Origin of the sequence: Acidaminobacter sp. JC074, from assembly GCF_022496765.1 — a bacterium.
Classification (GTDB): domain Bacteria; phylum Bacillota; class Clostridia; order Peptostreptococcales; family Acidaminobacteraceae; genus JABXKX01.
Window position 1 is genome coordinate 22712 of record NZ_VANV01000034.1, and the last position, 20376, is coordinate 43087.

At 35.5% G+C, this 20376-nt stretch carries 20 protein-coding genes; 16 read left to right on the plus strand and 4 right to left on the minus strand.

Annotated features, from left to right (window positions below):
• Positions 1-12: 12 nt before the first annotated feature.
• Both EZV73_RS25930 and EZV73_RS25935 read right to left on the minus strand, forming a co-directional pair.
• Entirely contained in the window at positions 13-612 is a 600-nt protein-coding gene (locus EZV73_RS25930) for a lysine exporter LysO family protein (protein WP_240843394.1), read from the minus strand.
• On the minus strand, positions 609-884 hold the full coding sequence (locus tag EZV73_RS25935) for a LysO family transporter (RefSeq protein ID WP_240843396.1): 276 nt from the start codon (positions 882-884) through the stop codon (positions 609-611). Before EZV73_RS25935 ends, EZV73_RS25930 begins: the two co-directional genes overlap by 4 nt.
• 120 nt (positions 885-1004) lie before the next feature.
• Between EZV73_RS25935 and EZV73_RS25940 the strand changes: the two genes are divergently transcribed.
• Complete coding sequence (locus tag EZV73_RS25940) at positions 1005-1355, plus strand: rhodanese-like domain-containing protein (protein WP_240843397.1); 351 nt, start codon at positions 1005-1007, stop codon at positions 1353-1355.
• 117 nt (positions 1356-1472) lie between these two features.
• On the plus strand, positions 1473-2582 hold the full coding sequence (locus EZV73_RS25945; RefSeq protein ID WP_240843399.1) for a YidE/YbjL duplication: 1110 nt from the start codon (positions 1473-1475) through the stop codon (positions 2580-2582).
• An 84-nt stretch (positions 2583-2666) separates the two neighbouring features.
• Here the strand turns inward: EZV73_RS25945 and EZV73_RS25950 are convergent, their stop codons facing one another.
• Positions 2667-2867: a cold-shock protein gene (locus EZV73_RS25950; protein WP_240843400.1), complete on the minus strand. Its 201-nt coding sequence runs from the start codon at positions 2865-2867 to the stop codon at positions 2667-2669.
• 363 nt (positions 2868-3230) lie between these two features.
• On the opposite strand from EZV73_RS25950, the gene EZV73_RS25955 reads away from it, so the two are divergent.
• The 13 genes from EZV73_RS25955 to EZV73_RS26015 all read left to right on the plus strand — a co-directional run bounded on the left by EZV73_RS25955 (position 3231) and on the right by EZV73_RS26015 (position 17500).
• Positions 3231-3830 (plus strand): TetR/AcrR family transcriptional regulator, encoded by a 600-nt coding sequence (locus EZV73_RS25955; protein ID WP_240843401.1) that lies wholly within the window; start codon positions 3231-3233, stop codon positions 3828-3830.
• A gap of 144 nt (positions 3831-3974) precedes the next feature.
• Positions 3975-5186, plus strand: a complete 1212-nt coding sequence (locus EZV73_RS25960) for an efflux RND transporter periplasmic adaptor subunit (protein WP_240843402.1) — start codon at positions 3975-3977, stop codon at positions 5184-5186.
• A gap of 18 nt (positions 5187-5204) precedes the next feature.
• Positions 5205-6077: an ABC transporter ATP-binding protein gene (locus tag EZV73_RS25965; protein WP_240843403.1), complete on the plus strand. Its 873-nt coding sequence runs from the start codon at positions 5205-5207 to the stop codon at positions 6075-6077.
• A complete protein-coding gene (locus EZV73_RS25970; protein ID WP_240843404.1) occupies positions 6078-7193 on the plus strand; it encodes an ABC transporter permease in 1116 nt (371 codons plus the stop codon).
• Positions 7194-7206: 13 nt separating this feature from the next.
• On the plus strand, positions 7207-8211 hold the full coding sequence (locus EZV73_RS25975; RefSeq protein ID WP_240843406.1) for an ABC transporter permease: 1005 nt from the start codon (positions 7207-7209) through the stop codon (positions 8209-8211).
• Between the two features lie 23 nt (positions 8212-8234).
• The gene (locus EZV73_RS25980) at positions 8235-8432 is read left to right on the plus strand and encodes a hypothetical protein (protein ID WP_240843408.1); all 198 of its coding nucleotides are present in this window, start codon (positions 8235-8237) and stop codon (positions 8430-8432) included.
• 136 nt (positions 8433-8568) lie between these two features.
• Entirely contained in the window at positions 8569-9657 is a 1089-nt protein-coding gene (locus EZV73_RS25985; protein WP_240843410.1) for a mechanosensitive ion channel family protein, read from the plus strand.
• Between the two features lie 77 nt (positions 9658-9734).
• The gene (locus EZV73_RS25990; RefSeq protein ID WP_240843411.1) at positions 9735-12206 is read left to right on the plus strand and encodes a hypothetical protein; all 2472 of its coding nucleotides are present in this window, start codon (positions 9735-9737) and stop codon (positions 12204-12206) included.
• Between the two features lie 207 nt (positions 12207-12413).
• Positions 12414-13499, plus strand: coding sequence for a Xaa-Pro peptidase family protein (locus EZV73_RS25995; protein ID WP_240843413.1), 1086 nt, complete (start codon positions 12414-12416; stop codon positions 13497-13499).
• A 9-nt stretch (positions 13500-13508) separates the two neighbouring features.
• Positions 13509-14333 carry a glycyl-radical enzyme activating protein gene (locus EZV73_RS26000; protein ID WP_240843415.1) on the plus strand — a complete coding sequence of 275 codons (825 nt, stop codon included), beginning with the start codon at positions 13509-13511 and terminating at the stop codon, positions 14331-14333.
• A 1-nt stretch (position 14334) separates the two neighbouring features.
• Entirely contained in the window at positions 14335-16698 is a 2364-nt protein-coding gene (gene hypD, locus EZV73_RS26005) for a trans-4-hydroxy-L-proline dehydratase (protein ID WP_240843416.1), read from the plus strand.
• Positions 16699-16706: 8 nt separating this feature from the next.
• Positions 16707-17267 carry a helix-turn-helix domain-containing protein gene (locus tag EZV73_RS26010; protein ID WP_240843417.1) on the plus strand — a complete coding sequence of 187 codons (561 nt, stop codon included), beginning with the start codon at positions 16707-16709 and terminating at the stop codon, positions 17265-17267.
• Between the two features lie 35 nt (positions 17268-17302).
• Positions 17303-17500, plus strand: a complete 198-nt coding sequence (locus tag EZV73_RS26015; protein WP_240843418.1) for a hypothetical protein — start codon at positions 17303-17305, stop codon at positions 17498-17500.
• On the opposite strand, the gene EZV73_RS26020 is transcribed toward EZV73_RS26015, so the two are convergent.
• Positions 17467-18300: a sugar phosphate isomerase/epimerase gene (locus EZV73_RS26020; protein WP_240843419.1), complete on the minus strand. Its 834-nt coding sequence runs from the start codon at positions 18298-18300 to the stop codon at positions 17467-17469. The two genes, EZV73_RS26015 and EZV73_RS26020, sit on opposite strands and share 34 nt — an antisense overlap.
• A 154-nt stretch (positions 18301-18454) precedes the next feature.
• On the opposite strand from EZV73_RS26020, the gene EZV73_RS26025 reads away from it, so the two are divergent.
• Entirely contained in the window at positions 18455-20041 is a 1587-nt protein-coding gene (locus tag EZV73_RS26025; RefSeq protein ID WP_240843420.1) for a GGDEF domain-containing protein, read from the plus strand.
• Positions 20042-20376 lie beyond the last annotated feature (335 nt).

The following is a 20376-nucleotide window of genomic DNA, read 5'->3' on the forward strand; positions in this document are numbered from 1 at the left end:
TCCATTGGACTGCTACTTTAATGCGTAAAAGAATGGTACGAGTATTGGTACCAATGAAGATAAAACAACACCATTGAAGAAAGAGATAACAACGACCTCTGGATTGGTGTATCTAGATACCAGTGGTAACATGGTATCCATGGATGCTGCACCTGACGGTGCTATGGTTGTATAGTCATTTAAGTACTTAGCTAAAAATGGGATGGTGAGTATGGCAAATATCTCCCTAAAGACGTTGGTCATAAATGAAATAGCCCCAATTTCAGCACTATGTAATTTCGTTAATAAGATGCCTGATAAAGAATACCAGCCATAGCCTGCGCCAACAGCCAAACTGAGATTGTTATCCATTTTAACGATAAGGCCTGCAATTAAGCTACCTGCTATAGAACCGACAACAATTGAAAGTGGCACAATGATTAGGAGTAAACCGTGTTTCTTTACATCCTTAAAGATAGACTTGTTCATCCCTATATCGATGCCTACAAATAAGATCAAAATATTCAAGGCAATGGTTGTAAACATATCCATATGGGGTGCGATAGACTCTGGGAGAATGGTCATACCAGCCAAGATTCCCAGCCCGATAGCTGCTAAAATTGAAATGGTCATTTGCTTCTCCTTTCAAATAAAGTTGTACTTAAATAAACACATATGATGCTGAATAATGTCGTTAGAACTGCAAATACAAAACCAATCCAACCGATGTCTTTTAGGTTGTTAAGTAAGTCCTTGTTAAGTCCTAAACCGGCCCCCATTGCAAATAAGAGGAGGGTAACACCAACAAATTGAAATTTGCTTATGATATTTTTGATCTTGTCTGTTGGTTTTAAAACACTCCCAATGCCTATACCAACAATTAATACGATAATAATACTCCACATAAAATTTCTCCTTCTGTATTAGTGTAAGATGAAAACCTGTTTTTTACAATAGATATTGATTATAAGATAGTCATATGTTACTATTAGATAAACCCCTATAGTAGGGGGGTGGAGGTGCATATGATTTATATTGTTTTAATTGTTGTTGCTTTCTTGATTTTTAGAAAGATAACAGAACCTAAAGTGACCCATATTGATCAGGCTACTTTAGAAACTTATTTAAAAGATAAGAAGAAATACCAGTTTATTGATGTAAGAACGTCAAATGAGTTTAACAGTCATAAGTTAAAGGGCTTTAAGAACATGCCTTTGCAAACTCTAAATAAACATCTTGATAAGCTATCAAAAGACCAAGCCATCGTTTTGCTATGCGCAACAGGCTCAAGAAGCATGAATGCTGCAAGAGTTTTAAAGAAGGCGGGTTTCGACAACTTAATTAACGTTAAAGGAGGTTTAAGTCGTATGACTTAAACCTTTATTACTTTACTTGAGGATCCTGTTGACATGGAAATACTCGCGTGCTATTCTTCTATTGAACTTAATGCCCTCTTAAAGGGCTTTTTATTTGCAACAACAAAAGGAGGCTATATGAAGGGGATACTTGCAAACCCTCTCTTTATCATCGCCCTAGTGGTAATGGTGGGACAAGTACTTGGAAATATTGAATACAAGCACATTAAACTGGGTGGTTCTGCAACCTTATTTGTAGGCTTATTTTTAAGCTACTCTTTAAAGGCTTTTATGTCTATAGATCTGGTCATTGATAAAACACTTTTCTTGATGAGTTTAATTGGCTTTATTGCCACTGTTGGTTTAGCCGCTTCAGGTAATATCATAAATACCTTAAAAAAATATGGCCTTAAGTTTATGATTCTTAGTTTCTTTGTAACAGCAACAGGTGGTCTTATGACTTATATAATGATCTCTAGACTTAATACACCTTATCAGGTAATAGGATCGTATGTAGGAGCCTTAACCAGTTCGCCTGGTCTAGCATCAGCTTTAGAACTTGCTGGTACAAACAGTCCAAATGTTGGTCTTGGTTATGCCATTGCCTATGTGCCTGGTGTCTTAGTGGTTATTTTGTTTGCTCAGATCATGGGCAGAGCTCAAAACACTGTATCTAAATCTCATAAGCCTATAGAAGAAAACGAGTATGGCTTCAATATCGGTGCTTTTATGTTGGTTATCCTACTTGGTATATTGTTAGGGTCTTTCAAGTTAAAGATTACAGATTCAGCTTCTTTATCACTTGGGATGACGGGTGGCGTATTGGTTTCAGCCTTGATACTTGGATCGATCAAGTCTATTGGTAAGGTTTCCTTTCAGTTTAACCACAAGCAGTTACAGATTATTAGAAATATATCTTTAAACCTATTTCTTTCTATTGTGGGCCTTAACTATGGCTACTCAGCCATGGTTGCAGTTAAAACTTCCGGTCTTGCCTTGTTATTTGTGGGGCTCCTAACGGGTATTACAAGTATCCTTGTGGGGATGATAGTTGGTAAATATTTATTGAAGATAGAAACAGTTTATCTTGTGGGCGGTATTTGCGGAGGTATGACTTCTACACCTGGTCTAGCAGCTGCCATTGAGAAGTTTAATGAAGAAGAGGTTGTGACAGGCTATGGTGCAACTTATCCATTTGCTTTGATTTTTATGATTTTATTTACAAACCTACTCTTTATAGGGTATTAAACATGCTAATGATTTTAAAACTGGTAAAATAAAATACAAGGCAATAAAAAAAACACAATCCTAGGATTGTGTTTTAGTGTTTAATTAGCCAACAACTGTGATGTTTTCAGCTTGAGGACCTTTTTGTCCTTGAGTTACGTCAAAAGAAACCTTTTGGCCTTCTTCTAAAGTTTTGAAACCATCAATGTTGATTTGAGAGAAGTGAGCGAATACGTCTTGTCCATCTTCACCTGTAATAAATCCAAATCCTTTTTCAGCGTTAAACCATTTTACTGTACCAGTCATGAGTACCTCCTATATTGATTCATGTTTTTTTAAATCTCCGTAAATCATTTTCACGTATGTCTTAATTAGGAGAATACACTGGTAACTCTAATTCAGATATATCGGGTAAAACATTCACTTCTAATTTAAACCTCATCTACACCCTAACATTTAACTATATGTATGTCAAGCTTTATGTTGTTAATATATAGAAAAGTAATATTTAATTTCCTTAGTCCTTATCAATGTTCTACGAACTGTGAAATAATTAGTAATAAAGTGCTTTTGAGTAGGCTGACCGATACGGTCGGTTTAACTTGACCAAAGTGGTCGGTCTGTGTTATACTTAAATTGACCATAGTGGTCGGTATGGAGGTGATAAGTATGGATGTCGTCTTTAAAGCATCGGATTTAGAAAAAAGAGATAGAATCATAAATGCTGCACTTGAAGAGTTTTCGATTAATGATTTTGAAAAAGCTTCCACCAATATGATTGTAAAAAGAGCTAAGGTTTCAAAGGGGCTCTTGTATCATTATTTTTCAAGCAAGAAAGAACTTTATGACTACTTGGTAGAGTTTGTCTTTATCACAATAGGTAATTCCATAAAAGATAAATTAGATGATATGGACAGTGACTTCTTTGTAAGGATACGAGATATAGCCATCATTAAAATGAACATCATGCAGGTTTATCCTAAATTGTATGACTTTTCAGTTAAATTGTTGAGGGAAATGTCCTATGAGGTTTTACTTGAAAAATCAAAGGCTTATAACTTGGATCTTTTTCAAAAGGTTTACTTTGAAAATATTGATTACACTTTATTTAAGGAAGATATTGATGTTAAAAGAGCCATGGAGATCATAAGATGGACCATTGAGAAATTTGGCGAAAACATCAACTTCTCTGAAGAAAAGGATATGGCCTATCAGGTAGAGGAGATCAATAAGTATATGGAGATATTAAGAAAAGCCTTTTATAAGTAGGGGTTGTAATATGACTTAACTTATAATGATTTATATTTACTTTTGATTTAAACCTAATCAATGTGTTTGTCTCATGATAGGTGGGTATAATATAAAAAAATATAAGAAAATTAGAACAGCAGACCAGCTGAGTATGGAGGTCCTATGAATAAGAAGTTAATTATTGTATTGTTGGTATTTGCGGTAATAGGTGTTGGATTATTCTTTGTTTTGACAACAGGTAACATTGGTGCAAAGTACAATACGACTCAGGTAGTAGAGACAGAAATCGGCAAGTATGTAGGTGATGTCGGAACAGTCTCTTCAAGAAATATAAGAAAGTATTATGGCAACGGTCTTAACAAGGTTGAGTCTTTCTCGTTAGAGATAGGTGATTCTGTTACAAAGGGGCAACTACTGATTAAATATGAAAACAACATCGATCTTGAAATTCAAAAGGTGAAAAAGCAGATTGAAGGTGTAGAAGCTACTTATAAGGATTTGCTGTCAGGTACTGATGTTGAAACCATATCATCTGCTAGAATTGAGATTTCTAGAGTCAGTAGCCTATTGGATAATGCCAAGAAGAACAAGGAAAGAGTTCAAGTGCTTTATGACAATGGGGCTGCAACTTTAGTGGAACTTGAGAGGGCAGATGAAGAGATTAAGAACTATCAAAACAGCTTAAATGTTGCAAGGAATAATTACAACCAGGTTTCAAAAGAGATCTCTGAACATGTAAGAGAAAAATATGAAGCTGATATAGATGTTCTCTTGATTTCATTGGAAATACTAGAATCTAGTAAAGACAAGTATGCGGTTTATGCAGATGTGGATGGTATTGTAACTCAGGTTCATACATTTGTAGGTGATATTCCTATGCCTGGTATGGCGATTCTTGAGATTCAAGACCCGACAGAAAAAGTTATTAACGTAGACTTTATGGTAGAAGATGCCCTCCTTATTAAAGAAGCCTTACCAGCAGAAGTTAACGATTTAGATATGAATATTGTCATTGAGAATTTGAAAGTTGATAAAGTATATCCAACGGCTTTTATCACTTTATCAGAACTTGCTGTAGAAGAAAATAGACAGCGAGTAGAGATTGGCTTAAAAGACCAAGCTAATGACTTACCATTCGGTTTAGAACTAAATACCCGAGTGATGATTGAAGAAAAAAGACAAGCACTTGTTGTACCAAAAGGCGCTTTGATCTATAAGGATTCAAAAGTTTATGTAGGTGTCCTTGAAGAGGGAGAAGTGGTTGAGAAAGTCATTACAACTGGCATCATGATTAATGGTGATGTGGAAGTGGTTAGTGGCTTGTTAGTAGGCGAAGAGGTTATCCTGAACTATCAGGAGGAAACTGAAGAATAAATGGATGAGGAGCTTATTATGAATGATAATGAAGTGATGATTAAAGTGAAAAATCTGTACCATTCATATAGTAACGATGATAATTATTCAGTTACTGATGTAACCTTTGAAATAAAAAAAGGTGAGATCTTTGGTTTTTTAGGACCTTCTGGTGCTGGAAAATCAACGACTCAAAACATTCTTGTAGGTCTTTTGCAACTTCAAAAAGGTGAAGTAGAAGTAGCTGGTTACGATGTAAAAGAGATTAAAAACAAGATGTTCAACAAGATAGGAATGTCATTTGAACAGTCTAATGTTTATAACAAGATGTCAGGTTTAGAAAATTTAGAGTTTTATAGAAAGTTATTTGATGTGGAAACCAGAAATCCAATGGACCTTATTAAAATGGTAGGTCTTGAAGGCAAAGAAAACATCAAGGCGGGCAAATACTCAAAAGGTATGAAACATAGACTGACCTTTGCAAGATCTATGGTCAACAATCCTGAAATGTGGTTTTTAGATGAGCCAACGACAGGTCTAGACCCTGCAATTGCCTCGCAAATAAAGGACATCATTAGAGCGGAAAACAAGAAGGGTGTCACCATCTTCTTAACAACGCACAACATGTACATTGCAGATGAACTCTGTGATAGGGTTGCCTTTATTGTAGATGGTAAAATCAGATTGATTGATTCGCCTAAAGCTTTAAAACTGAAATATGGTGAGAAGCTTGTAGAGGTAGAGTACTTAAAAGATGGTGAACTTATAAAGGATACCTTCTCTACAGTTGTACAAGAAGAAAAAGACAGAATGGTAGAGGTCTTGAACAAGTATGATATACAGACCATGCATACCAAGGAAGCTACTTTAGAAGAAATCTTTATTAAAGTGACAGGAAGGGGTCTCGTCTAGATGAAACTATGGTACAGTTTTTCAAAAGAATTGATTCTTTCTTCGAAAAGTTGGTACTTCTATGTTGAGTTGGCAATGGCAGTGATACTACTACTTCTTTTGGTATTTGTTATCCCTGAGGATTTTGATAGTAAAAGTAAACAGTATCTGTATCTTGATACACCTGAAGTGATTCAGGAGAGGTATAAAAAAAATCTGTTAGATGAGGATTTGGACGAAGTTGCTGAACGGTTAGAAGTTGAAGCAGATAATCAAATGTATCCTGCGACACTTTATGAAACAGAAGAATCAAAAATATATATATTAGAAAGTAAAGAAGCATTAGATTCATTTTCAAATGTAGAAAGAGTGCCAGCTGTTCATGTAAGAATTAACGAAGACAATCAAATTGTTCACTCTTATTACATGCAGGGATATGAAACAGAGAAACTAAAAAATCTTTTATTGGTCTATCACAATCGATTGGCTGGTCACGATGTCATTGAAGATTTTTCTAACAATATTGAGGTGAGAAAACTCTATCAGGATTCAGAGCCTTTAAGTGATAAAGAGAATATGATACCGGTATTTTTGACCTTTAACGGCAGTTTGATGAGTTTGTTCATCATAGCGGCTTATATCTTTTTAGATAAGAGTGAAGGCATTATAAAAGCCTATGCAATAACAGCATCGTCTGTTTGGCATTACTTGCTCAGTAAGATAGGTGTTATTATCCTGACCAGTATCATAACGACTTTGATTATTGCTGTACCGGTGATGGGTACTCAACCGAACTATTTTCTGATGATTCTCTTTATTATTGCATCAGGTTTCTTTGCAGCATCACTAGGCTTGTTTATGACTTCCTTTTATAAGGACATCGTAGAAGCCTTTGGTGGTATGTATGTTGTTATCGTCATTATGATTATGCCTAACATCTCCTACTTCACGCCAAGCTGGGATCCTGACTGGGTAAAGGTTATTCCGAGTTATGTGATGCTCCAAAGTTTCAAAGAAACCATCTCTGTTAACGGCAACGTCACCTATGTACTTGTTGCCTCATTAGCATTCTTAACTCTTGGCCTTAGTATATTTATTCTGGCTAACTATCGATTTAAGAAAACATTATCTCTGTGAAGGAGTGTAAACCATGTTAAAGAAAATTTACTTGGTATTTCTGAGAGATTTGAAAACCAGTGTAAGAAACTTTATGACGCTGTATATCATTGTTGTACCTATTATATTCGCTGTAATGATTAACATATTTTCACCCGGTATCAACGATACAACGGTAGAAATTGTTCTTCTGGAAAATGAAAATCCAGCACAAAGTGAATATTTTAAACAGTTTGCAAAAGTAGAATTGCTGGCTAGTCTTGAAGAAATAGAAGAAAGGGTAGAAAAAAGAGACAATATAGTAGCGGTACTGCCAGATCAATCTGGTGACTACTATCTTTTAACTCAAGGTAATGAGCCTGATTTTGTTGTTGATTATGTAAAGAACTTAACTTCTTTTGATTATTACGAAATTAGGACAGATGAATCCATTGCTGAAATCAAAGATTATGGAAGAGACATACCACCTCTTAAAAAGATTATGGTGAATGCTTCAATGATGCTTTGTTCCGTGCTTGGAGGTATGATCATTGCTTTGAACATCGTTGAAGAAAAGACTGATAATACAATCTCGGCTATACATTTATCACCTGTATCAAGGCTTGGTTTTATAGCTGGGAAAAGTATGATAGGTATTTTTGTACCACTCTTGGGTTCAATCTTAATATTGTTGATTACAGGCTTTTGGGAGATCAACTTCTTCCATGCTGTCATCATGATTTTAACGTCAGGTATCATCAGTGTTTTGGTTGGATTTATTGAAGGCATCAACAACGATGATGTAATGAATGCTGCGGGTAATATGAAGATGCTATTTTTACCTTTAATAGGATCTATTGCTGGAGAAGAATTACTTGCAGATAAATGGCAATTTTTATTTTACTGGATACCTTTCTATTGGACTTACAAGGGCAATGATTTAGTCTTATCAAACAATGGCTCATGGATGGATGTGCTCAAATATGCAGGCATTGTATTGGCTATATCAGGTGTGGTATTTATCTTGTTGGCGCCAAGAATTAGAAAAGGTTTAGAATAGTTAAAGAAGTGGAGGGACTTATTATGATGATATGGGGAATTTTAGCAATACTTTATGCAGTGATGGTAATTGTCCTAGCTGTTTTAAAACCAGAAGCAATCTGGAAACTGAAAAAAATACAGTTTTTTATCAAACATATGGGTGATAAGGGTACAGAGATATTCTTCTATGTATGGGCACTGATATTCTTGGTATTAGGTGTATGGCTTTTAACTTTATAGGCAGTGATGAATAAACCTCTCAGCAGCAAGGTCTGCTTAGAGGTTTTTCTTTTACCTTGTTTAAATAGTTTTATGTTAAGGTTAACTACTTTTATTTTTAGTAAATTTCGTGTAAAATAGTGATTCAGGAGGACTTATGGAAAAGATGATTGAATTATGGCATCATAACTTCACCCAATCCCTTTTGATTGGCTTGTTGGTGCTTTTACTTTATAGGTTATTTAGAAAAAAAGTGTTGGGTATGTTTGAGAATTTCATTCACAAGCGTGCTAGTAAAACAAAGACTCAGTTAGACGATATCTTTATAAAGGTAACAAAAAGACCTTTTAGAATGGTCATGAATGCAACCGTTTTATACATTGTCTATCACATCATTGACTTTGACTATCTTTTAGGTGATAAAATAGGAGGCTTTAACACATTTGCACTGAACGCATATGCTTCTGCAATTATTGTCTTCTTTGCCTGGGCAGTTTACAATGCAACTGATGAATCCAATACATTGTTTTCAGATATTATGAAGGCCTTTGACATTGAGATCGATAAGCTTATGATTCCGTTTATGACGAAGCTATTTAGACTCATCATCTTTATTGTCACACTGGCTATTGTTGCTGATACATGGGGCTTTGATGTAGGCACCTTTGTAGCAGGACTGGGTATTGGTGGTTTGGCTTTTGCCTTAGCTGCAAAAGATACCTTAGCCAATATGTTTGGTGGTGCGGTTCTTATAACAGAGAAGCCTTTTACAATTGGTGACTGGATCATAGTTGGTGATGTAGAAGGTACTGTTGAAGACATTAACTTCAGATCAACTAAGATTAGAAAGTTTAACAAGTCCATTGTTACAGTACCCAACTCAAGGGTGGCTGATTCCAATATCATCAACTATTCAAAGAGAAATATCCGTCGTATCTCTTATGAACTTAAGATACATATCGATACACCAATTGATTCGGTTAAAAAAGTGGTAAAAGATATTGAAGATATGCTGATAGAGCATAAGGGTGTTCATAATGAAACCATATTTGTTAAGTTCAACAAGTTTGGGGAATCTTCACTGAATATCTTCCTCTATTATTTTTCAAATACTTCCATATGGGGGGAGTATCTATCTATTGCTGAAGATACAAACTTTAAGATTATGGAGATTTTAGAAGCCAATGAGGTTAGCCTAGCAGTACCACTTAAGCAGATTAAGGTTGAAAAAGAATCTATAGGTTAAGAGCTGATTAATTGATCAGCTTTTTTTTCAGCCATAAATGGGCTCTATGTTATAATGGGTAGAAATGGGGAGGGATTATGAATACATTGCAAATGATATTGTTGATTTTCTTATCAGGACTGGTTTCGGTCTTCTTATACAAGTACATTGTTTCCAGACAAAGGTTGATTTATGACGATAAGATCAATGTTGAGTTGATTGTAAAGGGTGCTGTTTACAATTTGATTCTTACAATTATATATATGTTTTTAAAGTTGATGTTCATAGAGCTTAGGGTGGAGATTTATTTTAGTGAATGGGAGATACTTTACTCTTTGGCATATTCGGTACTTGTAGTTCTTGGTATGTACCGCATCATATTTAGACGTGTTCTAAAGTCTGAACATTACATCAACAGATTTGATATTGTTATCTATTCGCTCAGTATAGGGATTGGTATCGGTATTTCCAATCTTATTGTGATAGGTTTGTTTGAGGATGGGATACAGTCCTTACTTAGAACGGCTTCAGCCATCATTATACCTCTAACTTATATGATGGTAATGGCCTATTTTCTTGTAAGAAAGATCGAAAATAAGTCCAGACTAAAGTTTTTATACATCATCTATCCCATCATTATTTTGTTCTTAAAAGAGTATTTTGCCATATACAATTCGCTCTTGGGCTTCATAGGTTCTTTCTCATATGAGTTTACAATGTACTTGTTGTTTACACTCTTGTTTACAAACGCAGTAAGAAAGAATGCCAGATTTGTATTTTTAGATGAAGAAGAACAATTAGAGCGTTTTTCAAATGAAAAGACCCTACAGGAAAAAATGTCTTATAGGTTTGATCGTTTTATGTCTTATGGCAATATCGCCATTACAGGCCTTCTTCTTTTTATCGGTTTTATTGTTATAGTCACAGTTTCTGTCATCTTAATGATTGAAACGCCCGAGGTTACGGATGGCTCTGTTACCAAAATGCTTTGGTTATCTTTTATGAGGGTTCTTGATCCAGGTAATGTGGCGACAGATCCTGACTCTAACAATGCTAAGTTTGTTTTGATCACAACCATAGCAACCATTCTTGGTTTAGGTTTGATTTCTACCTTTATAGGTATGATCTCTGGTGCTTTTTCGTCTAGGATAGAAAAGCTTAGAGAAGGTAATTCGAAAATATTAGAAAGAGACCATATTATCTTTATAGGATTTTGTGAAGATACCCTAAAGATTCTGGATAACTTGATCAAGTTCCAGAAGAAGAAGGATCTAAACATTGTGATTGTTTCTAAGTTGTCTAGAAAGGTCGTTGAGGATGAGATTTCAGAGTATGGTCTTATGACGTCGGTTTCGAATATTGTCTGTCGGTCAGGGGAATTGTCTAGTAAAAACACCTTGATGAATATCGGTATTACACAAGCTTCTTCAGTGGTTATAATAGGAGATAAAAAAGAAGAAAGCTTAAGAATAGCCATGCTTGTAAACTCAATTTTAAAGGCTGAGAGATATAGAGATATTGATATCGTCCTCATGTCTGATATGGGTGGCATGGCCAAACAGACCTTTGGTGATAGAATGTCGATTTACTACAGACAAAACCTTGAGTTTGATGCCTTGTTCAGGGCGCTTGATTTAAAAGAATACTTGAAGTTGTATGGTAATCTGATGGGGGCAGAAGGTGACCTTGTCATATCTTTAGAGGAAGTTAGAAAGACTATCGGCAAAGAGTTTGGTAAAATCGCAGGCGGCTTTTCCTATTCTACAGTCATCGGTCTAGAGCGAAAAGGGCAGATACTTTTAAATCCAGACAGAAAAACGATTGTAGAAAAAGAGGATCGTCTTATACTTCTAATGGATTCTAATACAAAACCGGATTTCAATGGTTTAGATAAAAAGCTGTCATATGAGAATCATCACAAGGCCCTGCCTTTTGTAAAAGAATCGGTCCATAGACTTTTGATGATAGGTGATAAACAAGACAAGCTCATAGAGGACTTATCCAAATCAAAAGTGACAACTAAAACAGTCAGTCAAAGTAGACTCTACGAAGACATAGACAGTGTCTTTAAGAGTCATCCACCTCAAATGGTTGTTTTTACAGGTTATGCTGACTTATCAGATGACCAAAATGATGACTTATGTTTAGAGTGTCTGGCATATTTAGATGCTTTATATAATAGGAAGAAACATAATTATGTGGTTTCTGCTGTCATTAACTCTGCTCAAGATGTTAAGTTTGCCTATGAAATAGATTATGTGGACTTGGTCATTGAAAATGATAAGTGTAGAAATGTTGCCTTGTCGCTTTTAGATAAGGACAATATGACATTAAAGGTTGAGGAACAACTTTTAGAAGTCGGTAATAGGGTAGGTGCTGTTTTAGCAGCAGACATAGTAGGCACAATAGACCAAACCGTTTTTGAAGTAGCAAGAAAGTGTTTGATGAAAAACATCATTTTAATAGGTTATATCACTAGAGAAGGTGGTTTGATGCAGGTGGACATCAACCCCAATAAGAATGAAAGTGTTTGTTTTGATGATGATGATCTTTTACTTGTAATTAAATAGCATAAGATGTAAGGTATGATTTTAGTAAAATCATACCTTATTTTTGTGCAGTAAAAGGCTTATTATCTATAATAATTTTACACACAAGTAAAAAGAAGATATATTTTTTTACTAAAAGTTAAATATATATGTCCAAAACACTTGAATATAAGTGTTTATCTATTTATAATTGTAGTATGAGTATAATAATTATAAGGAGAAGTGAAAATGTCGCGAATTAAACGTTTGTTAGAGCAAGAAAATATAGTAAAAGGCCAAGCTTTATTAGTCAGCAACGAATCCAATGTAAAATATATGTCTGGATATACTGGAGAAGCAGCTTACCTGATACTGTCTCATGAGGGCCAAGTTTTTATGACAGATGGCAGATACGATGAGCAAGCAAGAAATGAATGCCCAGGCTTTGAAGTAACAAAATGGCATAATCCTAAAAGGCCAGATCCGGATACCATTTTACATTACTTAAAGAAGTTTGGTATTAAAAAACTGATTTTTAATGGCAATGATTATACTTTTAACCAGTATACCAACTTGAAAAATGCCATTGATCATCATAAGTTAGAAATCACTTTAGAATCAAGAGTGGGCTTGATAGAAAAATTCAGAGCCGTTAAGACAAGTGATGAAGTTGAAAACATAAGAGTGGCATGTTCGATTGCTGATAAGGCTTTAGAAGCTTTACTACCATCTATAAAGGTTGGTGTAACAGAACTTGCCTTGGTAGGTGAACTTGAGTATAACTTAAAGAAATATGGTGCTGACAATATATCTTTTGATACCATCATTGTTTCTGGTACAAAAACTGCTTTACCACATGGTAAACCAAGTGATAAAAAATTAGAAGAAGGTGACTTCTTGCAAATAGACTTTGGTGCACTTTATAAGGGTTATCATTCTGATATGTCTAGAACATTCATCATTGGTAAGGCCAGTCAAAAGCAGGAAGAACTATACGATATGATGCTAAAGGCAACCATTGGTGGTATTGAGGCTCTTAAAGGTAATATTTCTGCAAAGGATCCAGACTCTGTTGTAAGAGAGATCATTTCTGATGACTATCTTGAGTATTACTATCCAGGACTCGGTCATGGTGTAGGTCTTGATATTCATGAAGGACCTTTTATGAGTAATACAACAACAGCTCAAATTGAAACAGGTAATGTTGTGACCATTGAACCGGGTGTTTATGTGCCTGGTTGGGGTGGTATGAGAATAGAAGATACAGTGCTGGTAACAGAAGATGGGTATGAAGTTTTATCAAAGTTCCCAAGAGAGTTACAAGTACTCAGTTAGGAGAGTATGATGACAGGCGAGATATTTAGCATTCAGAAATATGCGCTGCATGATGGGCCTGGTATCAGGACGACTGTGTTTATGAAGGGATGTCCTTTGACTTGTCAGTGGTGTCATAATCCTGAAAGTATCAGTAGAGAACAGGAAAGAATATTTTATAAAGATAAATGCATTGGCTGTAACACATGTGATGCATTTACAAAACCGGACCTTTGTCCTTCTGAAGCACTCAAGTATGTTTCTAGGACTTACAGTCCAGAAGACTTATTTGATGAAATCATGAAAGATCATGTCTTTTATGAGCAATCAGGTGGTGGTGTCACTTTTTCAGGTGGCGAACCCCTCTTGCAAGTGGATTTTCTATTAGAAGTTTTGAAGCTTTGCAAACAGCATGATCTACATGTGACCATTGATACCTGCGGTTTTGCACCTTGGACTTCTTTTGACAAGATCCTGCCTTATGTGGATTTGTTCTTGTATGACGTCAAACATACTGATTCAAAGATTCATAAGGAACTGACAGGTGTAGCCAATGACCTGATTATTGATAACTTAAAGAAGCTTATAGAGATTAAGGATATCTACCTTAGACTACCTATTTTAGAAGGTATCAATGATACAAAAGAACATTTGGAAGAAGTAAAAAAATTAATCACAAGTGACCATGTATTACAGGTCAACCTATTACCATACCACAACTATGCGGAAAATAAGTATGAACATCTGATGAATGATTATGAGTTTAAACCCTTTAAAAGACCATCAGATGAAGCGTTAGAAAGCTTAGAATCATTCTTTGTAAATCAGGGAATCAAAACTGTTATAGGAGGCTAATATGTTAACAGAACGTGTGAAAAGATTGCGTAAAGAAAGTTTAAAAGCTGTGCCTCATATTTGGATAGATAGGGCAAGATATGTGACAGATGTTTATAAGGAACATTTTGGTCAAGTATCAACGCCTGTTTTAAGAGCCATGTCTTTTTATGAGATACTAAAAAGAAAGCCGATTTATATTGGTGATGGAGAATTAATTGTTGGTGAGAAAGGGGCAAAACCTGCAGGTGCACCTACATATCCAGAACTGTGTTGTCATGAACTGTCAGATTTTGATGTCATGCAGTCGAGAAAACAAGTTTCCTTTAAAGTAGAAAAAGAAGCTTATGATTTTCAAGAAAGCATCGGTATCCCATATTGGGAAAAGAAATCTATGCGATCAAAGATTATTTCTAATATGACACCTGAGTGGATTAATGCTTATGAAGCAGGTGTATTTACAGAGTTTATGGAACAAAGAGCGCCTGGTCATACTGTAGCTGATAAGAAGATATTCTTAAAGGGCTTTAAAGATTTCAAAGAAGAGATTCAAACGTCTTTAGATAAGTTAGATTTTTCAAATGATTTAAGAGCCTATGAAAAAAGAGAAGAACTCAAGGCTATGCTGATAACATGTGATGCCATCATCATGTATGGTAAAAGACATGCGAATAAGGCTAGAGAATTGGCTGAAGCTTGTGATGATCCTGTAAGAAAAGGAGAACTTATAAAAATCTCAGAAGTTTGTGACAGGGTACCAGAAAACGCACCGACTAATTACTGGGAGGCCCTTCAAGCTTACTGGTTCGTTCATCTTGGTATTACAACGGAGTTGAATACTTGGGATGCCTTTAGTCCAGGAAGATTAGACCAGCATTTACAACCGTTTTATGAGAAGGAAGTTAAGGAAGGTTCTTTAACAAAAGATTTTGCCTATGAACTTTTAAATCTGTTCTGGGTTAAGTTTAACAATCAACCGGCACCGCCAAAGGTAGGCTTTACCCTATTAGAGTCAGCGACATATACTGACTTTGCCAATATCGGTGTGGGTGGTTTAACCATTGATGGTTTGGATGCGGTTAACGATATGTCTTATATGATCTTGGATTGTATTAATGAGATGCGCCTTGTTCAGCCAAGTTCAAATGTTCAGCTTTCTAGAAAGAATCCAGAAGGTTTTATCAAACATGCCTTGAGAGTCATCAGAGAAGGTCGTGGTCAACCATCCATTTTTAATGCAGATGCTGTAATTGAGGAAATGGTAAACATGGGCAAGTCTTTAGAAGATGCCAGAGAAGGTGGTTGTTCTGGTTGTGTAGAGACGGGTGCATTTGGTAAAGAGGCTTATATTCTTCAGGGATACTTCAATTTGACGAAAATTCTTGAAATTACACTGAATAATGGCTATGATAAGTATACAAGGAAATCAATTGGCCTTCAAACAGGCGACCCAAGATACTTTAAGTCTTATGATGATTTATTTGATGCATTTAAAAAACAATTGAAGTATTTCCTTGATATAAAAATTAAAGGTTCTAATGTTATTGGAAGATTGTATGCAAATGAAATGCCAGCCCCATTTATGTCTGTTGTCATTGATGACTGTATCACATCAGGCGTTGATTACAATGCAGGTGGTGCGAGATACAACTCATCATATATTCAAGGTGTGGGTATTGGTACAATATCAGATTCTTTGTCTGCCATTAAAGATCACGTATTCGAAAAACAAGCCTTATCTATGGATCAACTTTTACAGGTTTTAGATAAGAACTTTGAAGGTCATGATTATGAAAGAGCACTCTTATTCAATAAGACGCGTAAATATGGTAACGATGATGACTATGTAGATGATCTGATGAAATCTGTATTTGATGAGTTTTATCATCAAGTAAATGGTCGAGAGAATCCTATAGGCGGTCATTATCGAATCAATATGCTTCCAACAACATGTCATGTATTTTTTGGTTCAGTTATTGGTGCAACACCAGATGGTCGTTTTAGTGGACTACCGCTTTCAGAGGGGATTTCTCCAACAAAGGGTGGTGACAGAAACGGCCCAACAGCTGTCATTAAGTCGGTTGCAAAGATGGATCATCTTAAAACTGGCGGTACACTTTTAAATCAGAAGTTTACGCCAGATTTATTAGAAACTGAAAGTGCCATAGGATCACTGGCATCTTTGGTAAGATCCTATTTCAGAATGGACGGTCATCACATTCAGTTTAATGTGGTACGTGCAGACTTATTGAAACAGGCGCAGGAAAATCCAGAAGACTTCGAGGAATTAATCGTACGTGTTGCAGGATACAGTGACTACTTTAACCATTTAAGCAGAGCCTTACAGGACGAAATTATTAATAGAACAGAACATAAAGGTTTTTAGGAGGTTACATGGTAAACGATATAGGTAGTAAATTAAAAGCGCTTAGAACGATGAAGGAGTTGACCCTAAAGGAACTCAGTCAAAAGACCAATCTTTCAATTGGTTTCTTATCACAAATCGAAAGAGGGGTTACGTCTGTTGCGATTTCATCTCTAGATACAATCGCTAAAGCTCTAGATGCAGACTTGTCTTATTTCTTTACAATGCCTAAAAAGCGTGAAAGAAAAGTTTTAAGATCTTATGAGCAAGAGGTTTTTACCATTAAGAATTCTCAGTTTATCGATTACCATTTAACACTTAATCCTGACACCATGGACATGCTGCCGAGATTACAGGTGATTCTTCCTAACTGTGAAGAGGAAGCCAATGATCCTTATGGTCATGATGGGGAAGAATTTGTATATGTATTAGAGGGGATTTTAACAGTCAACTTGGATAATGAAATTCATCAGTTGTATCCTGGTGATGCCATGCACTTTGATTCAAGAAAACCTCACAACTGGACAAACTGCACAAGTAAAAATGTAAAAGTCTTAGTTGTAAACACACCAAATAAGTTTAAGAAATAACACTCTTTTGAGTGTTTTCTTTTTAAGGAGAGCAAATGACCGTAGACAGTTCTATACCATTTAAGGACCTAGAAGCCTATTTTAAAGATAAAGAAAATGTCCGCCTAATAAAAAATCCTGATAGACTGATGGGGTCTATTAGGATTCCATCCACAAGCATTGTCGTGGAAGGTGATCAAGCTGAAAAAATAGTTGAGGCTTATAGAATGGCTTTTTTAACTGCCGGAGGATAATTTAAAGACGATATAGTTTCATAAGCATTTTTAACTAAGGCTACCTGACAAAGGTAGTCTTCTAATTTATCTGATAGATTACTGCCTCTAAGATTGTCATAGGCAATTTCTATAACAATAGCGCCCCTGTAGTTATTCTTCTTCAGATATGAAATGATTTTATAGTAATCCGTTTTGCCATAGATAAAAGGCTGATGATCTGTTTGATTGACATCATGAAGATGAACGTTTTTAAGTTGTCGAGTATCCTCTAGAGGAAGAAGCGGTTCATAACCATTCATAATGGCATGACCTACATCCCAACAAAAAGGTGTTTTGTATTTGTTAAGAATTCTATAAAGATTTGTAGAATCCATTCTTGGTCTGATTAAATTCTCGATGACAAAATCTAGATCGTATTGATAAACCGTTCTTAGGGCATAAAGCTTATCTAGAAGTTTTAAAGTTCTGTATTCAGCCACATCAATAGCCTCATGTTCAACAGAATGAATCACAACGATGAGTCTTGTTTTTAATCGGTCAGCAAGTTTACCGTAGATGCTTAAGGCATTAGATAAATAGTCATAATCATTGTAGTGATTTGAAAAAACAGCCTGTACATGAATTTGGATGGACTTATCGTTTTGATCTAATATATCTGCATATTCATAAAGTCTGATAACCTCTAAAGGATCATCTAGGTTGGCGTTGATCTCAATGCCATCTACCAGTTCATAAAACCCCATCTGACTTAACATTTCGATTTGCAGTTTAGGTTCATTTAACCTTCTCAGTTCATTTAAGCTTATAAAAAATTTCATATTGCCTCCTTGACTTCATTATATGCATGTATACTTTTGCTTCAAGGCGGATTTGAATCATTTAACATAAAATCTTAAAACTTAAAGAAAGATTAAGGTGGTCTTTACAGGCCATTAACATTGGTCCGTTATTATGCTAATGGAGGTAGTGTGTATGGAACCAGTAACAATCAACCAGAGTATGGTCTTGGAGTTTAACAAGGTATTAGAAGAAGGACGTGTTACAACACTCTTTCAGCCAATTGTGGATATGAAATCGGGAAGGATTTATGCTTTTGAGGCCTTGAGTCGCGGACCTGAAAATTCTTTGCTGAATTCACCTCTTGTTTTACTGTCGGTTGCGAAACTTTTGAACAAGACCTGGGAACTAGAACAGCTCTTAAGGGTAAAGGCCATAGAACAAGCAACTTTTACGGATAAATATAAGCTCTTTTTAAATGTAGACCCGAATGTGATCAAAGATAGTAAATTTAAGTCAGGTTTTACAAAAGAACGTCTAAAAGCTTATGGTGTGTCACCTGATGATATTGTACTTGAGCTAACAGAAAGAACTGCTATAGAGTCCTATCAGGATTTCAAAATTATACTGGATCATTATAAGGATCAAGGCTACCATATAGCCCTAGACGATGCTGGTGCTGGCTACTCAGGACTCAAGACCTTGTATGAGGTTTATCCTAAGTTCTTAAAGATAGACATGGATTTTATCCGTCATATAGAAAGAGACAAGTTTAAGCAGGCCATTGTCAAGTCATTCGTAGAAATCGCAAGATTGGCTGATATGAAGACCATTGCTGAAGGCGTGGAGACTATGGATGAGTTAAAAACCTTAATTGGCATGGGTGTAGATTATGGTCAGGGCTATTATATACAGAGGCCTAGTCAAGAGATAAAGCCATTATCACCGAATGTATTAAATGTAATAGAAAGAGAAAACAAGTTGATCCATCAAGTTGTAAATTACAGCGAGGAATATCATTTTATCCATCATTTGATCAAGGAAAGGTGTCAATTTCCATCGGATACAAGGTGCCGTGATGTCTTTGAGTGCATGAACTTGAGCCAACTGAAAAGTATTCCTATTGTAGAAAATAAGCGACTTATCGGGTTGGTTTTTCTAAGAGAAATCAACAAGGCCTTTGCCAAGCAATTTGGCTATTCGGTCTATTCCCATAGACCCATTGACTTGATTGTCAATAAGTCTCCCATGGTTGTTGATTATTATGATTCTATTCTAGAAGTTGCCAATAAAGCTTTAAAAAGAGATGCAGAATCTTTATACGATGATATTGTTGTACTCAAGGGGCATGACTATGCTGGTATCATAACAATGAGTGATTTATTAGACTATGCAATTAATTATGAGAAAAACCATGCAAGAGAACTCAACCCATTAACAGGATTACCGGGTAATCCTATAATCAACAGAGTGATGACCAGTCTTCTTGAGACTGAAAGATCATCCTGTGTCATTTATGCTGATTTAAATAACTTCAAGGTTTATAATGATGTTTATGGCTTTGAAAGGGGGAATCAGGTTCTCAAGATGACATCTGAAGTTTTACAGAAGGCCATTGATCGTTATATGCCTTATTCAAGCTTTTTAGGTCATATAGGTGGGGATGATTTTATTGTTGTAAGTTCAGGAGAACCTACACTTATTCAAGCTTTCTGTGAAGAGGTTATTGTCAGCTTCGACGAAAGAATGAAATCTTTTTTATTGCTTAGGAGATTGTATTGATCTAAAATTTCTAAACATGATTGTATGCCTTGAAAATACTCATCATTATTGTAGTGGAACGATATTACAAATGCACTTATTGATATAAAATCAACTTTGAAAAGGCATACTATGTGTAATAAAACAACATCGAACAAACGTTTGCTTCTTTTGAGATTATGATGTATAATCATAGTTAAGAGGAGGTAAATAATGGGAATAAAACGTGTTAAGAAAAAGAAAGCAAAGTCTTTAAAATTAGCTTATTCATTTCATGTAGAAATTGAGTCTAGATTTGATGAAACGATTTATCAAACCAGTATTCATATGGGCAAGTTCTATAATATGACTTTGTA

What these genes read in the sequence shown, in the direction of transcription:
- EZV73_RS25930 (WP_240843394.1), bottom strand. Translation starts at nt 612, where the DNA reads ATGACCATTTCAATTTTAGCAGCTATCGGGCTGGGAATCTTGGCTGGT.
- EZV73_RS25935 (WP_240843396.1), bottom strand. Translation starts at nt 884, where the DNA reads ATGTGGAGTATTATTATCGTATTAATTGTTGGTATAGGCATTGGGAGT.
- EZV73_RS25940 (WP_240843397.1), top strand. Translation starts at nt 1,005, where the DNA reads ATGATTTATATTGTTTTAATTGTTGTTGCTTTCTTGATTTTTAGAAAG.
- EZV73_RS25945 (WP_240843399.1), top strand. Translation starts at nt 1,473, where the DNA reads ATGAAGGGGATACTTGCAAACCCTCTCTTTATCATCGCCCTAGTGGTA.
- EZV73_RS25950 (WP_240843400.1), bottom strand. Translation starts at nt 2,867, where the DNA reads ATGACTGGTACAGTAAAATGGTTTAACGCTGAAAAAGGATTTGGATTT.
- EZV73_RS25955 (WP_240843401.1), top strand. Translation starts at nt 3,231, where the DNA reads ATGGATGTCGTCTTTAAAGCATCGGATTTAGAAAAAAGAGATAGAATC.
- EZV73_RS25960 (WP_240843402.1), top strand. Translation starts at nt 3,975, where the DNA reads ATGAATAAGAAGTTAATTATTGTATTGTTGGTATTTGCGGTAATAGGT.
- EZV73_RS25965 (WP_240843403.1), top strand. Translation starts at nt 5,205, where the DNA reads ATGAATGATAATGAAGTGATGATTAAAGTGAAAAATCTGTACCATTCA.
- EZV73_RS25970 (WP_240843404.1), top strand. Translation starts at nt 6,078, where the DNA reads ATGAAACTATGGTACAGTTTTTCAAAAGAATTGATTCTTTCTTCGAAA.
- EZV73_RS25975 (WP_240843406.1), top strand. Translation starts at nt 7,207, where the DNA reads ATGTTAAAGAAAATTTACTTGGTATTTCTGAGAGATTTGAAAACCAGT.
- EZV73_RS25980 (WP_240843408.1), top strand. Translation starts at nt 8,235, where the DNA reads ATGATGATATGGGGAATTTTAGCAATACTTTATGCAGTGATGGTAATT.
- EZV73_RS25985 (WP_240843410.1), top strand. Translation starts at nt 8,569, where the DNA reads ATGGAAAAGATGATTGAATTATGGCATCATAACTTCACCCAATCCCTT.
- EZV73_RS25990 (WP_240843411.1), top strand. Translation starts at nt 9,735, where the DNA reads ATGAATACATTGCAAATGATATTGTTGATTTTCTTATCAGGACTGGTT.
- EZV73_RS25995 (WP_240843413.1), top strand. Translation starts at nt 12,414, where the DNA reads ATGTCGCGAATTAAACGTTTGTTAGAGCAAGAAAATATAGTAAAAGGC.
- EZV73_RS26000 (WP_240843415.1), top strand. Translation starts at nt 13,509, where the DNA reads ATGACAGGCGAGATATTTAGCATTCAGAAATATGCGCTGCATGATGGG.
- hypD (WP_240843416.1), top strand. Translation starts at nt 14,335, where the DNA reads ATGTTAACAGAACGTGTGAAAAGATTGCGTAAAGAAAGTTTAAAAGCT.
- EZV73_RS26010 (WP_240843417.1), top strand. Translation starts at nt 16,707, where the DNA reads ATGGTAAACGATATAGGTAGTAAATTAAAAGCGCTTAGAACGATGAAG.
- EZV73_RS26015 (WP_240843418.1), top strand. Translation starts at nt 17,303, where the DNA reads ATGACCGTAGACAGTTCTATACCATTTAAGGACCTAGAAGCCTATTTT.
- EZV73_RS26020 (WP_240843419.1), bottom strand. Translation starts at nt 18,300, where the DNA reads ATGAAATTTTTTATAAGCTTAAATGAACTGAGAAGGTTAAATGAACCT.
- EZV73_RS26025 (WP_240843420.1), top strand. Translation starts at nt 18,455, where the DNA reads ATGGAACCAGTAACAATCAACCAGAGTATGGTCTTGGAGTTTAACAAG.